General features: G+C 71.6%; 14 protein-coding genes. 5 read left to right on the top strand and 9 right to left on the bottom strand.

All coding sequences use genetic code 11. The annotated features are described in order from the left end of the window. Positions 1–83 precede the first annotated feature (83 nt). The 3 genes from ACFPLC_RS22365 to ACFPLC_RS22355 form a co-directional block, all read right to left on the bottom strand. The gene (locus ACFPLC_RS22365) at positions 84–809 is read right to left on the bottom strand and encodes a peptidylprolyl isomerase (protein ID WP_378196347.1); all 726 of its coding nucleotides are present in this window, start codon (positions 807–809) and stop codon (positions 84–86) included. Between the two features lie 259 nt (positions 810–1,068). Continuing rightward, a complete protein-coding gene (meaB, locus tag ACFPLC_RS22360) occupies positions 1,069–2,034 on the bottom strand; it encodes a methylmalonyl Co-A mutase-associated GTPase MeaB (protein ID WP_378196350.1) in 966 nt (321 codons plus the stop codon). Next, positions 2,035–3,222: an acetyl-CoA C-acetyltransferase gene (locus ACFPLC_RS22355; RefSeq protein ID WP_378196353.1), complete on the bottom strand. Its 1,188-nt coding sequence runs from the start codon at positions 3,220–3,222 to the stop codon at positions 2,035–2,037. It abuts the gene before it with no gap. A 137-nt stretch (positions 3,223–3,359) separates the two neighbouring features. Between ACFPLC_RS22355 and mce the strand changes: the two genes are divergently transcribed. After that, entirely contained in the window at positions 3,360–3,815 is a 456-nt protein-coding gene (gene mce, locus ACFPLC_RS22350) for a methylmalonyl-CoA epimerase (RefSeq protein ID WP_191310084.1), read from the top strand. Positions 3,816–4,360: 545 nt separating this feature from the next. On the opposite strand, the gene ACFPLC_RS22345 is transcribed toward mce, so the two are convergent. Next, the gene (locus ACFPLC_RS22345; RefSeq protein WP_378196356.1) at positions 4,361–4,933 is read right to left on the bottom strand and encodes a TetR/AcrR family transcriptional regulator; all 573 of its coding nucleotides are present in this window, start codon (positions 4,931–4,933) and stop codon (positions 4,361–4,363) included. A 19-nt stretch (positions 4,934–4,952) separates the two neighbouring features. Beyond that, positions 4,953–5,321: an SPW repeat domain-containing protein gene (locus ACFPLC_RS22340; RefSeq protein ID WP_071831581.1), complete on the bottom strand. Its 369-nt coding sequence runs from the start codon at positions 5,319–5,321 to the stop codon at positions 4,953–4,955. Positions 5,322–5,508: 187 nt separating this feature from the next. Here ACFPLC_RS22340 and ccrA point away from each other — a divergent pair, with 187 nt between their 5' ends. The 4 genes from ccrA to ACFPLC_RS22320 all read left to right on the top strand — a co-directional run bounded on the left by ccrA (position 5,509) and on the right by ACFPLC_RS22320 (position 9,920). Further along, positions 5,509–6,849 (top strand): crotonyl-CoA carboxylase/reductase, encoded by a 1,341-nt coding sequence (gene ccrA, locus ACFPLC_RS22335; RefSeq protein ID WP_191310088.1) that lies wholly within the window; start codon positions 5,509–5,511, stop codon positions 6,847–6,849. 175 nt (positions 6,850–7,024) lie between these two features. Then, positions 7,025–8,233, top strand: coding sequence for a coiled-coil domain-containing protein (locus tag ACFPLC_RS22330; protein ID WP_378196488.1), 1,209 nt, complete (start codon positions 7,025–7,027; stop codon positions 8,231–8,233). A gap of 93 nt (positions 8,234–8,326) precedes the next feature. Continuing rightward, positions 8,327–8,779, top strand: coding sequence for a universal stress protein (locus ACFPLC_RS22325; protein ID WP_191310090.1), 453 nt, complete (start codon positions 8,327–8,329; stop codon positions 8,777–8,779). 1 nt (position 8,780) lies between these two features. After that, positions 8,781–9,920, top strand: a complete 1,140-nt coding sequence (locus ACFPLC_RS22320) for an adenylate/guanylate cyclase domain-containing protein (RefSeq protein ID WP_378196361.1) — start codon at positions 8,781–8,783, stop codon at positions 9,918–9,920. A gap of 460 nt (positions 9,921–10,380) precedes the next feature. On the opposite strand, the gene paaE is transcribed toward ACFPLC_RS22320, so the two are convergent. From paaE to paaB, 4 genes are read right to left on the bottom strand one after another with little or no spacing between them, the layout of a single operon-like run. Next, positions 10,381–11,433 carry a 1,2-phenylacetyl-CoA epoxidase subunit PaaE gene (gene paaE / locus ACFPLC_RS22315; RefSeq protein WP_378196363.1) on the bottom strand — a complete coding sequence of 351 codons (1,053 nt, stop codon included), beginning with the start codon at positions 11,431–11,433 and terminating at the stop codon, positions 10,381–10,383. Beyond that, entirely contained in the window at positions 11,434–11,922 is a 489-nt protein-coding gene (gene paaD, locus ACFPLC_RS22310; RefSeq protein WP_378196366.1) for a 1,2-phenylacetyl-CoA epoxidase subunit PaaD, read from the bottom strand. Beyond that, positions 11,916–12,773, bottom strand: a complete 858-nt coding sequence (paaC, locus tag ACFPLC_RS22305; protein WP_378196369.1) for a 1,2-phenylacetyl-CoA epoxidase subunit PaaC — start codon at positions 12,771–12,773, stop codon at positions 11,916–11,918. The genes paaD and paaC overlap by 7 nt, the downstream gene beginning before the upstream one ends. After that, positions 12,770–13,084, bottom strand: a complete 315-nt coding sequence (paaB, locus tag ACFPLC_RS22300) for a 1,2-phenylacetyl-CoA epoxidase subunit PaaB (RefSeq protein WP_167454960.1) — start codon at positions 13,082–13,084, stop codon at positions 12,770–12,772. The genes paaC and paaB overlap by 4 nt, the downstream gene beginning before the upstream one ends. Positions 13,085–13,108: the final 24 nt, after the last annotated feature.

The following is a 13,108-nucleotide window of genomic DNA, read 5'->3' as shown; positions in this document are numbered from 1 at the left end:
AAGCCCGCCCAAGCACGCGAGGTGCCTCGCCAGGCACACCCGATACCCGCGGGCCGCCCCACCGGAGCGGCCCGCGGCCACCGTCAGAACCAGCAGTCCGGCCGGACTCGCAGCAGTTCGGTCCGCAGCACCGGCGTGCCGTCGACCGGCGCCGGGTCCTCCGCGGTCGGCTGGATCCCGCCGGCCGCGACCTTGTCGAGGGTCCTCAGCCCTTCCGCGCCGACCGTGCCGAACACCGTGTAGTTGGGCCGCAGCGCGGAATCGCCGTAGACGACGAAGAACTGCGAACCGTTCGTGTCCGGCCCGGCGTTGGCCATGGCGAGGAGGCCGCGCGCGTAGACGCGCCGGGCGCCGGTCGGGTCGGTCGGCGCCGGCGGCAGGTCGACCGGCAGTTCGTCCTTGTACTTGTAGCCCGGCCCGCCTTCGCCGGTCGCGGTCGGGTCGCCGCACTGCAGCACCTTCAACGTCGGGTACGCGGTGAGCCGGTGGCACACCGTGTGGTCGTAGAACCGGTGCCTCGCCAGGTGCAGGAAGCTCTGCACGGTGCACGGGGCCTTCGCGCGGTCGAGCCGCAGCGGAAGCGCGCCCTGGCTGGTCGGGACGGCGACGTCGACCTTGCCGTGGCTCGGCGTGTGCCGCGGGTCGGGCGGCAACGGCACCGGCCGCGCGGGCGGTTCGTCGGGGGTTTCGGTGTACTGGCACGGCCCGTGCGTCGTCTTCGGCGGCGGGGCGTCGGCCGCCGCGGCGACGCCGTTCCCGGCCACGAACAACGCGCCCGCCGCCAGCGCGGTGAGAAGTGTCCTCTTCATGTGCACGCCCTCCCAGTGATCGCCCGGTTCCGGAGCGCCCCGCAGTCTAGGGCCCGGCACCGACAGCCAGAACCGGCGAAAGTCGCCCCTGTCAGTCCATCGGGTGAACCTCGGGGCCCGCACCCGAGAAATTGTCGGACCCCCGGCGCACGATGGTTAGCACGCGGCAAACCCGCCGCCCACGAGGGGAGGACCCATGGAATTTCAGCGAAGACCCGTTGCGGCAGCACGGTTTCTTCTCGCGCGCCTCGCGTCCGCGCTACGTGCGCAGGTCCGCGATCAGTTCTTCGGCGGCGGCGAACGGGTCGAGCTCCCGCGCCACGACCCGCTCGGCGACCCCGGCGAGCCGTCCCCCGCCGCGCAGGTCCACGAGCTCGGCCCGCAGCCGCCGGAGCGCGATGGCCTCGACCTCGTCGCGTGCTCGGGCCACCCGGCGCCGGGCCAGCTCGTCGTGCCCGGCCAGCCAGTCGTGGTGGGCGGCCAGCGCGTGCACGACCTCGTCGACGCCTTCGCCCTTCGCCGCGACGGTCCGCACGATCGGCTGGCGCCAGCTCGGTCCCCGGATCTCCCGGCGGGCCAGGGAGATCATCTGCTTGAGGTCGTGCACGGTGGCGTCGGCGCCCTCGCGGTCGGCCTTGTTCACGACGAAGACGTCGGCGATCTCCAGCACGCCGGCCTTCGCGGCCTGGATGCCGTCGCCCATGCCGGGGGCGAGCAGCACCACCGTGGTGTCGGCGAGTTTCACGACGTCCACTTCGGACTGCCCGACCCCGACGGTCTCGATCAGCACGATGTCGAAGCCGGCCGCGTCGAGCACGCGCACCGCCTGCGGGGTCGCCCAGGAGAGCCCGCCGAGGTGCCCGCGCGTGGCCATCGAGCGGATGAACACGCCGGGGTCGGTGGCGTGCTCGGTCATCCGGATCCGGTCGCCGAGCAGCGCCCCGCCCGAAAACGGCGAAGAGGGGTCGATGGCGAGGACCCCGACCCGCTTGCCCTCCGCGCGCAACGCGGTGAGCAGCGCCGACGTCGAAGTCGACTTGCCGACACCGGGCGGACCGGTGAGCCCGACGACCCGGGCCCGCCCGGTGTGCGGGGTCAGCGCCCGCGCGATCTCCGCGACGCGGGGGTGGGCGTCCTCGACGAGCGACAGCAGCCGCGCGACGGCACGGGGTTGTCCGTCCCGCGCGCGGCCGACGAGGTCGTCGAGGTCGAGTGGTCCGGCCACTTACGCCGACGGCACCCGCAGCAGGAGGGCGTCGCCCTGGCCGCCGCCACCGCACAGCGCGGCCGCGCCGAGCCCGCCGCCGCGGCGGCGCAGCTCGTGGATCAGGTGCACGGCGAGCCGGGCACCGGAGGCGCCGATCGGGTGGCCGAGGGCGATGGCACCGCCGTTGACGTTGACCTTCTCCGGGTCGAGGCCGAGCTTCTCGGTGGAGACGAGCCCGACCGCGGCGAAGGCTTCGTTGATCTCGACGAGGTCGAGCGCGTCGGCGGTCAGGTTCGCCTTCGCCAGCGCGGCGAGGATGGCGTTCGACGGCTGCTCGTGCAGGCTCGCGTCGGGCCCGGCGACGACACCGTGCGCGCCGATCTCGGCGAGCGGCGTGATCCCGAGCTCCTCAGCCTTCGCCTTGCTGGCCACGATCACCGCGGCGGCGCCATCGGAGATCTGCGAAGCCGAGCCTGCGGTGATGGTGCCGTCGGAGGCGAAGGCGGGGCGCAGCTTGGCGAGGCCTTCGGCGGTGGTGTCGGCGCGGACGCCCTCGTCGGTGTCGAAGACGACCGGGTCGCCCTTGCGCTGCGGGATGGAGACCGGCGCGATCTCGTCGGCGAACCAGCCGTTCTTGATCGCCTCGGCGGCGCGCTGGTGGGAGCGGGCGGAGAAGGCGTCCTGCTGCTCGCGGGTGACGCCGTAGCGGGAGTTGTACTTCTCCGTCGAGGCGCCCATGGCGACCTGGTCGAAGGCGCAGAAGAGACCGTCGTAGGCCATGTGGTCGACGAGCGTGGTGTCGCCGTACTTGAAGCCGGAGCGGGACTTGGGCAGCAGGTGCGGCGCCTGGGTCATCGACTCCTGACCACCGGCCACGACGAGATCGAACTCGCCGGCGCGGATGAGCTGGTCGGCGAGCGCGATGGCGTCGAGGCCGGAGAGGCAGACCTTGTTGATCGTCAGCGCCGGCACGTTCATCGGGATGCCGGCGGCGACCGCGGCCTGCCGGGCCGGGATCTGGCCGGCGCCGGCGGTCAGCACCTGGCCCATGATCGTGTACTGCACCGCTTCGGGAGAGACCCCGGCGCGTTCGAGGGCCGCCTTGATCGCGACCCCGCCCAGCTGAGCGCCCGTGAAGTCCTTGAGGGAGCCCAGCAGGCGCCCGATCGGCGTACGGGCGGCACCCAGGATCACGGAACCGGACACGGCGTCCTCCAAGCATCGGCGCATGGGCAGTTTTCCCGACCATACCCGGGAGCAGGGCTTCTTGATGGAGCCAGTGTGAGGCGGGGCACGCGACTATTCCGCCGTGAAGTAGGCCGCGGGCCCCCTATCCTGCCCCCATGAATGACGCCCTGCGGCCGTTCGTGACGGCCATCGACCACGTCGGCATCGCGGTCCCGGACCTGGACGCGGCCATCGAGTTCCACCGCACGCACTTCGGCCTGGAGGTCGCGCACGAGGAGGTGAACGAGGAGCAGGGGGTACGCGAGGCGATGCTGCGCGCCCCGGGCACGGCGGGCACGGAGACGCAGATCCAGCTCCTGGCCCCGCTGCGCGAAGACTCGGCGATCGGCAAGTTCCTGGCCAAGAGCGGCCCGGGTCTGCAGCAGCTGGCCTATCGCGTGTCCGATGTGGACGCCGCAGCGGCCGCCCTGCGCGAGAAGGGCCTGCGCATGCTGTACGAGGAGGCGAAGCGGGGCACATCGAACAGCCGCGTGAACTTCGTCCACCCGAAGGACGCGGGCGGCGTCCTGGTGGAACTGGTGGAGCCGGCCAAGGACGCCACGGCGCACTGAGTTCGCGTCCGTTCGCCGGCAACAACACCGGCCCGGCGAAGCCGCATCCGCCTGACAAACGAGCAAGGCGGCCGAGGAGGGGGAGGGCGGGAGGGGCGGGGCGGGGGCCCCAAGAGATGCGGCGACCGGCGCCCAGCCCGGGCCGCCGTTCAAGCGGCAATCGGCGCCCTGCCGGACCACGACTCGAGCGGCGCCCAACCGGGGCCGCGGCTCGAGCCGGAGCCGCCCACCGCAGCCGGGCCAGCTGCAGCTGCGCCAACCCCAGCTCCGGCCGCGCACGGTCGATCGGCACCTCGACCGTCGCGCACTGCGCCGACTGCTCCTGCTGCGTGGCGCACGGGCTACGCGACGCCAGGCGCCCGCACGCCAGCGGCCGGTCGGCCCCGCACGCCAGCGGCTGGTCGGCGCCGAACGAAGCGCCGTCTCGAGCGTGCCCGGCGCACTCGGCCCAGCTGGTGTCGCGGGCAAGATCGAGCGGGGTGACGTGCAGCCGACGGCGCCGCGCCCGCCCGAGCCGACGCCCCCGCCAAACGCGCCCAAACCGGCTAAGCGGGCGCGGCTTTGGCAGACAGCGCATCGGCGATGAACGTCAGCTCACCGTCGAACTCCGCCGGGAGGTCATCTTCCGAATGACGGGCCGTAGCGTGCCGATGGCTGACCGCCCGGGCCAGCAGGCCCGAGGCACGATCCACATCGGCCGTCGGCAACCCTCCACCCGTCGCCGCCACGATCACCGCCCGGACTTGCCGGACCAGGACCTGGAACCGCTCGTGGAGAGCGTCGCGGACCACGTGGTGCGTGTCGGCCTCCCGCCACAACAGGTGCGAGAGCCCCAGCGATCTGCTGAACCGGTGGTCGAGTTCGCGGACCAGGCGCCGCAGGCTGCCCGCGAGGTCGCCCGGGACCACCACCACGGCCGGCTCGATGCGCTCGTCGGGCAACCGGGCGACGAGCGCCGTGAGCAGGTCGGACTTGTGCCGGAAGTAATAGTGCACCAGTCCCTTCGGCACGCCCGCCCGCTCCGCGATGCGCGAAGTCGGGGTGGCGTCGAAGCCGGACTCGGCGAAGAGCGCCTCGGCGGCGCAGAGGATGCGCTCCTTCGCCGAATCCTCGGTCATTCCCGTGCCTCCTGCGTCGTCAGTGCTGACCTGCCGTGCGGTGCGCGGCGTTCGCGACCGGCATCGCTGCCGCACCCGCGATCACCGTCAGCACCCCGGCGATCCAGGACGTCCAGGATGCGCCGTTGAACTCGGTGTATCCCATCACCCACGGCGCGATGAACAGCAGCACGCCGAGCGCGATCTGGATGCCTTCGCCGTAGACCATGCCCGGCATCGCCAGCGAAACCAGGCCGTCGAGTGCGATCAGCGCGCCCAGGACGACCATCGTCCACATCGCGGTCGTGTCCGTGCTCAGCCAAAGGGGTGAAAGAGCGGCGACCACCCCGATGACGACCTCGGCCCAATCGTGCGGCCGGGTCCACGCGCGCGTAGAGACTTCACTCATTCGTGCTTACCTCCGTCGGTGAAACTGCTGGTCGGGTGGGTGTACCCACCGACGATGATCCGCTTGACTGGCCAGCCGGTCAAGATTTCCGGCGTGTAATCGTGCTGTCCGTCTCGTACAGTTGTGGGCGCGTGTTACCGGCGAGTAATTTCTGCCGCCAACGCCCCCCATCTCCGCGGAGGAACCGATGACGCAGCTCGGCGAGATCCAGCAGGCCATCCTGACCGGCGAGTCCGCCGCGGTCGGCTCGTTGCCCGTGCCCGAGAGCTACCGCGGGGTGACCGTGCACGCCGACGAGGTCGACATGTTCGAGGGCCTCGAAAGCCGCGACAAGGACCCCCGCAAGTCACTGCACGTCGACGACGTCCCCGTGCCCGAACTGGGCCCCGGCGAGGCGCTGGTCGCCGTGATGGCGAGCGCCATCAACTACAACACCGTGTGGACGTCGATCTTCGAGCCGATCCCGACGTTCAAGTTCCTGAAGAAGTACGGGAAGCTCTCGCCGCTGGCCAAGCGGCACGACCTGCCGTACCACGTCGTCGGCTCGGACCTGTCCGGCGTCGTGCTCCGGACCGGTGTCGGCGTGCACAACTGGAAGCCGGGCGACGAGGTCGTCGCGCACTGCCTGAACGTCGAGCTCGAGGGCCCGGACGGGCACAACGACACCATGCTCGACACCGAGCAGCGCATCTGGGGCTTCGAGACCAACTTCGGCGGCCTCGCCGAGATCGCGCTGGTCAAGGCCAACCAGCTGATGCCGAAGCCGGACCACCTGACCTGGGAAGAGGCCGCCTCCCCCGGCCTGGTCAACTCGACCGCCTACCGCCAGCTCGTCTCGCGCAACGGGGCGGACATGAAGCAGGGCGACGTCGTCCTGATCTGGGGCGCTTCGGGCGGCCTCGGCTCCTACGCGACGCAGTACGCGCTGAACGGCGGCGCCATCCCCGTGTGCGTCGTGTCCAGCCCCGAGAAGGCGGCGATCTGCCGGAAGCTCGGCGCGGAGCTGATCATCGACCGCAGCGCCGAGGGCTATCGGTTCTGGAAGAACGACGACGAGCAGGACCCGAAGGAGTGGCAGCGCTTCGGGGCGAGGATCCGCGAGCTCACCGGCGGCGAGGACCCGGACATCGTGTTCGAGCACCCGGGCCGGGAGACCTTCGGCGCGTCCGTCTACGCCGCGCGCAAGGGCGGCACGATCGTCACGTGCGCTTCGACGTCGGGGTACATGCACCAGTACGACAACCGCTACCTGTGGATGAACCTCAAGCGGATCATCGGCTCCCACTTCGCGAACTACCGCGAGTCCTGGGAGGCGAACCGGCTGATCGCGAAGGGGCTGATCCACCCCACGCTGTCGAAGACCTACGCGCTCGAAGAGACCGGGCAGGCCGCGCTGGACGTGCACCGCAACGCCCACCAGGGCAAGGTCGGCGTCCTCGCGCTCGCCCCGCAGGAGGGCCTCGGCGTCCGCGACGAAGAGAAGCGCGCGAAGCACATCGAGGGGATCAACGCCTTCCGCGGCGCCTGAGCCGCGCCTGCGGGCCGGGCCCCGGTGTCGAAAACCGCCGGGGTCCGGCCCGTTCGGGGCAGTTCCTCCCGCCGCAGCAGACGGCACGTTCGGCGCACCGCACGGGTGCTCACCCTTCCGTGACCGGACTGCGACTACGGTAGGCCCCATGAGCCTTGGCGATGAACGGGAGCTTGTGCCGCTGGGAGCCGGCTTCGACGTGGCGAAGCGCGGGTACAGCCGAGCGCAGGTCGACGAGCACCTCGAACGGCTGGACGCCGATCTGAAGATGCTCACCGCGGATCGGGACGCCGCCATCGCGCAGGCGGGCGACCTCGCCCGCCAGCTGGAGATCGCGCGCGGCGAGATCGCGGACCTGCGCGGGCAGGTCGATCGGCTCGCGCAGCCGCCGACGAGCGTCGAAGGCCTGTCCGAACGGCTGCAGCGCATGTTGCGCCTGGCGCAGGACGAGTCCGCGGACACCCGGGCCCGCGCCGAAGCCGAGGCCGGGCACATCCGGGCGAAGGCCGAAACGGACGCCAGCGCCATGCGGGCCCGCTACGAGCAGCTGCTGACCGAGCTCGACCTCCGCCGCAAGGAGATGGAGGCCGAGCACCGCAAGGTCCTCGAGGACGCCCGCGCGCAGGCCAAGAAAATCACCGACGAGGCCGAGGCGGAGCGCAAGCGGCTCGACACCGAGTCGCAGGACCGCCGCACCAAGGTCGAAGAGGACTTCGAGATCGCGATGGCCTCGCGCCGCACCGAGGCCATGCGGGTGCTGGCCGAGCAGGAGGCGGCGAGCAAGGCCGAAGCCGCGCGGCGCGTCCAGGAGGCCACCCAGGACGCCGCCGACATCCGCGCGAAGGTCCTCGAAGAGGAGAAGGCCGCGAAGGCCGACATCGACCGCCGTCAGCGGGAGTCGGTCGCGGAGGCGAACAAGCGCCGTCAGGACTCGATCACCGAGGCCAACGCCCGGCTCGCGGAGGCCGCCGACGAGGCGCGGCGCCGCGTGACGTCGGCCACGGAAGAGTCGAACCGGCGGATCACCCAGGCGAACGAGCGCGTCGACGCGCTGCGGAAGGTGCGCGGCGGGCTGGCCGAGCAGGTGCGTGCGGCGCGGGCGGTGCTGGCCGAGGCCCACACCGTCCTCGGCGACGACGTCAAGGTGCCCGCCGAAGTCACCGCCGACCTGGGGACGGACAAGAAACCGGACCCCGTCGACGAGACCGAAAAGACGGTCCGGGTCACGGACATCGAGGAGACGATCCGGATCCGCGCCTCCGACGTGCCGAAGCCGAAACCCGGCGCGAAGCCCGCGGCCAAGCCCGCCCCCGGTGCGGCCCCCAAACCGGCGCCGAAGCCGGCTCCCCGGGCAAGCGGAGCGCAGAAAGCGACTGGCGAGTAACCTTCCACCCGACACGGGCGCGGACGAGCCTGCGCGGTCGGCTTCGACCGGCTGACGTCCCTGCTCACGCGGGATCACCTGGAGGTTTTGCGCATGGGTGCGGCATATCGGACCGTGGTGGTGGGCACGGACGGCTCGGAGTCGTCGTTCGCGGCGGTGGACCGCGCGGCGGCGGTGGCCGGCGACGCGGGCGCCACGCTGGTCATCGCGTGTGCGTACTACCCGGCCAGCAAGTCCGACGTGGACAAGGCCCAGGACGTCCTCGGCGACGAGGCGTACCAGGTCGTCGGCTCGGCGCCGGCCGAGGACACGCTGCAGTCGGCGCGGGACCGCGCGACGAAGGCGGGCGCGCAGAAGATCGACACGGTCGCGGTGAAGGGCGACCCGGTCGACTCGCTGCGCAAGGTCGTGCACGAGCGCGAGGCCGACCTGCTGGTGGTCGGCAACCGCGGGCTGAACACGATCGCCGGCCGGATCCTGGGCTCGGTGCCGTCCGAGGTGGCCCGCAAGTCCGGCGTGGACGTGCTGATCGTCCACACGACCTGACGTGACCGATCCGAGCGAGGAGCTTCAGCAGCGGCTCGAACGCGTCCTGCTCGGCGGCAGGCGGAAGTACACCCGGCTCGAAGTGGCGGAGAAGGCCGGCGTGCCCGACGACCGGTCACGCCGGCTCTGGCGCGCCCTCGGGTTCGCGACCGTGCGCGACGACGAAGTGGTCTTCACCGACGCGGACGTCGAAGCGATGCGGACCGCCGACCAGCTGGTGCAGTCGGGACTGATCGACCCGAGCATCGAGGTGTCGGTGACGCGCGCGCTCGGCCAGCACCTGTCGCGGCTGGCCGAGTGGCAGGTCGACATGCTGTGGGAGCTGATCCGGCAACAGCCGGAGCTGGGCCGCAGCGAACGCCAGGTGACGCGCCTGGTCGACCGGTTGCTGCCGGAGCTCGAGCGCGTCCAGAACTTCGTGTGGCGCCGCCACCTGGCGGCGTACGCGGGGCGGGCGTTCGCGGCTCCGGACGAGTACCTGGAGACACGCACCGAGGTGGTCGGCTTCGTCGACATGGTGGGTTACACGCGCCTGACGCGCCAGATCGGCGAAGACGAGCTCAGCCGGGTGCTCGACGCGTTCGAGACCCTGGCGACGGAGGTGATCGCCGAGCACCACGGCCGCGTGGTGAAGATGATCGGCGACGAGGTCCTGTTCGTGGCGGACGCACCGGTCGACGCGGCCGAGATAGCTCTGACGCTGACCGAGCGAACCTCGGCGGACGAGACATTGCCGGCGGTCCGCGCGGGCATGGCTTCGGGCCGCATCCTGTCCCGGTTCGGCGACGTGTACGGCTCGGTGGTCAACCTGGCGGCCCGCCTGACCTCAGTGGCCCGCCCCGGCACGATCCTGGTCGACCGCGAACTGGCCGCGGAGCTGGCGGAGGAGAAGGCGTACGAGCTGCGCGCCCGCAGGCCGGTGACGGTGAGGGGCTACAACCGCCTCCGCCCGGCTGCGCTGCGCCGGGCGAGCGAGGCACCGACGGGCATGTTCGCCAGTTCCCAGCAACTGGCGGCGGAGATGCTGGGCCTGGCGGACCCGTCGGCCCGAGAGGCAGTGCCCGAGGAGCCCGGAACGCCGCCGGAGGCCGAGGTGCCGGAGACCCCACGCCCCCGCCGCCGACGGCGCCGCATCCTCTGACCCGAGCCCGTGGGCGCAGGCCCGCCCTCCCAGGCCGGGTTCCGGCAGAGTTGCAGCGCCCCCTCAGGAGTGAACAGGACGCTGACGCCCAAACCAGCACCCCACCCAGACCTCCCCACCGCCCCGATCCGAAGCCACAACACGGCCGGCAGTGCCGGGTCAAGGCACGCTTTCCCGCCTTGACGCGGTGCTGCCGGCCGTAGTCACAATCGCGGCTTCGGGGTGGTGGGCACCGCAGTCACCGACCTAATACCACCCAGGTCAGCCGTACCTTAGGACCAAACCCAACCAGCAGCCCCCAGCTCCCACCACGCAACAGCGGCCGACCTCGCCGGAAACTCCCCCACCCTCTCCGGGGGCGTCCCCAGGTCCAGTCTATCGGCGCCCACCGACCAAACTCGCCCCAAAGCCACATCCGGGCCCAGCTGTCCACAGCAAGGTCACGTTGTGGAATCCCGGCTCAGGCGTCGAAATCCACCGTCAGCGTCTCCGAGACCGGGTACGACTGGCACGTCAGCACGAACCCCGCCGCCACCTCTGCCTCCTCCAGCGCGAAGTTGCGCCGCAAGTCCACCTTGCCCTCCGTCACCCGGGCCCGGCACGTGCCGCACACCCCGCCCTTGCAGGCGAACGGCAGGTCCGGCCGGAACTTCTGCGCCCCGTCGAGCACCGAGGACGAACGCGGCAACGTCATCGGCGTCGAGCGGCCGTCCAGGACCACCGAGACCTCCGACGACTCCCCCGCCACCGCCGGGTCGAGGTGCTCCACCGGCGCCGGTGGGGTGTCCACGTAGAACAGCTCCTGGTGCACCTTCGCCGACGGCACGCCCAGCGACGTCAGCAGCTCCTGCGCGCCCGACACCATCTCGAACGGCCCGCACAGCCACCAGTGGTCCACCGACTCGACCGGCACCAACGTCGAAAACAGCGTGCGCAGCTTCGGGACGTCCAAGCGCCCTGTGAACAGCTCCGCCTCGCGGGGCTCGCGCGAGAGCACGTGGATCAGCTCGAGCCGCGACGGCGCGCTGTCCTTCAGGTCCGCCAGCTCGTCCGCGAACATCACCGTGTCCGTGCGGCGGTTGCCGTACAGCACCGTCGCCGTCGCCGTCGAAAAGCGCAGCAGCGAGGACACGATCGACAGCACCGGCGTGATGCCCGAACCCGCCGCGATCAGGACGTGGTGGCCGCCCGAAGAGAGGTCCGGGGTGAACGATCCCGTGGGCGGGGCCACCTCGATCGTGTCGCCCGGGCGGACTTCGTTCACCAGCCAGGACGAGAAGTACCCGTCCGGGACCAGGCGGACGCCGACCCGGGGCGGGGCGCCCGCCGGGGCGCAGATCGAGTACGACCGGCGCTCGTCGCGGCCGTCGATCGAGCGGCGCAACGTGAGGGACTGGCCCGGCTTGAACGCGTACTCCGACGCCAGCGACGCGGGCACGTCGAACGTCACCGCGACCGCGTCGTCGCACAGCCGCTCGACCCCGGCCACCTTCAGCGAGTTGAACCGCGCCACCTAGATCTCCTTGACGTGCTCGAACGGCTCCAGACACGCACAGCAGCGCCGCAGCGCCTTGCACGCCGTCGCGCCGAACCGGGACTGTTCTTCGGTGTCCGCGGAACCACAACGCGGGCAGGAAACGCGCGAGACCGGCGCCGACAGCGTCAGCGGGATCGGACCCGACCGGCGCGGCGCCGCGCCCGGCGGGGCGATGCCGGCCGCGGCCAATTTCTCGCGCCCCGCGGCCGAAATCCAGTCCGACGTCCACGCCGGTGACAGCTGCGTCCGGATCTCGACATCCGCGTAGCCCGCCGAAACCAGCGCGTGCTCCAGGTCGTCGCGCATGGTGTCCATCGCCGGGCAGCCCGTGTACGTCGGCGTGATCGCGACGACCACCCGGCCCTCGGACTCCGACACCGAACGCAGCACGCCCAGGTCCGCCAGCGTCAGCATCGGCAGCTCCGGGTCGGTGACCGTGGCGGCCACGGCCGCGGCGGTCACCATCGGGCGTCCGGCATCGCCCGGGCCACGCTCTGCAACTCCGCCAGCAGGTACCCGAAAGACTCGGTGTGGACGCCGTCGCGGCCCATCCGGCCCGAAACGCCGGCGAGCTCGCCGGAAGAAGGCCGCGAAAGCGTCGCCGCGGCCAGGGCCTGGTCCAGCACCGCATCGAACTCGGGGCGCAGCGAAGCCGCGTCGACGAACTCCGCCGGGTGCGTGCGGAACAGCTCGCCCACGTACGGCCAGACCTCGTCCAGGCCCTCCTGCATCCGCGAATGCGACAACGGCGTCCCGTCGCCGAGGCGGACCAGCCACTGCGCCGCGTAGTCGCGGTGGTAGGCCAGCTCCTTGACGCCCTTGTCCGCGATCGCCGCCAGCACCGGGTCCACCGACGACTCGAGCCGCTGGAACAGGGCCAGCCGCCACGTCGAGAACACGAACAAGCGCGCGATCAGGTGCCCGAAGTGCCCGCCGCCCAGCTCGGCGAGCCGGACGTTGCGGAACTCGTTCTCCACCCGCTGGAACGCGAACGAGTCCTCCGAGCGATCGCTGCCGTCGGCCTTGCCCGCGCGGGCGAGCAGCAGCCGCGCCTGGCCCAGCAGGTCGAGGGCGATGTTCGCGATCGCCACCTCGTCCTCCAGCTCGGGTGCGTTCGTGCACCACTCCTGGAGCCGGTGGGAGAAGATCAGCGCGTCGTCGCCCAGCATCAGGCAGTACGCCGCCAGCGAAGCGGCGTCCACCCCGGACGGCACCGAAGTGTCCACTCCGGACAGCGGGTCCTCGAAGCCGGTGCCGAACGCCCAGCGGGCGTCGTTCTCCTCGGTGATGGCCTCGTACACGTTGTCGAAACTCATATGTGCGGCACATCCTCGGGAATGTCGTAGAACGTCGGGTGCCGGTAGACCTTGTCGCCGCTGGGCGCGAAGAACGGGTCCTTCTCGTCCGGCGACGACGCCGTGATGTCCGCCGCGCGCACGACCCAGATCGACACGCCTTCGTTGCGCCGCGTGTAGAGGTCGCGAGCGTGGTGCAGCGCCATCTGGTCGTCGGCCGCGTGCAGCGACCCGACGTGCACGTGGTTCAGCCCGCGCTTCCCGCGCACGAACACCTCGTACAGCGGCCAGTCGTGCTTGACCGGCCCCGGAGCGGCGGGGACGCCTTCCAGGGGGACGGCGCCGTGGCCGCCTTC

This window comes from Amycolatopsis plumensis, assembly GCF_042652605.1.
Classification (GTDB): domain Bacteria; phylum Actinomycetota; class Actinomycetes; order Mycobacteriales; family Pseudonocardiaceae; genus Amycolatopsis; species Amycolatopsis plumensis.
This window is presented reverse-complemented; position numbering and strand designations above follow the sequence as displayed.

Excerpts from the sequence above, each read along its gene's own strand:
- ACFPLC_RS22345 (WP_378196356.1), bottom strand. The coding sequence starts at position 4,933 with ATGACCGAGGATTCGGCGAAGGAGCGCATCCTCTGCGCCGCCGAGGCG.
- ACFPLC_RS22325 (WP_191310090.1), top strand. The coding sequence starts at position 8,327 with ATGGGTGCGGCATATCGGACCGTGGTGGTGGGCACGGACGGCTCGGAG.
- paaC (WP_378196369.1), bottom strand. The coding sequence starts at position 12,773 with ATGAGTTTCGACAACGTGTACGAGGCCATCACCGAGGAGAACGACGCC.
- mce (WP_191310084.1), top strand. The coding sequence starts at position 3,360 with ATGAATGACGCCCTGCGGCCGTTCGTGACGGCCATCGACCACGTCGGC.
- ccrA (WP_191310088.1), top strand. The coding sequence starts at position 5,509 with ATGACGCAGCTCGGCGAGATCCAGCAGGCCATCCTGACCGGCGAGTCC.
- ACFPLC_RS22365 (WP_378196347.1), bottom strand. The coding sequence starts at position 809 with ATGAAGAGGACACTTCTCACCGCGCTGGCGGCGGGCGCGTTGTTCGTG.
- paaD (WP_378196366.1), bottom strand. The coding sequence starts at position 11,922 with ATGGTGACCGCCGCGGCCGTGGCCGCCACGGTCACCGACCCGGAGCTG.
- ACFPLC_RS22340 (WP_071831581.1), bottom strand. The coding sequence starts at position 5,321 with ATGAGTGAAGTCTCTACGCGCGCGTGGACCCGGCCGCACGATTGGGCC.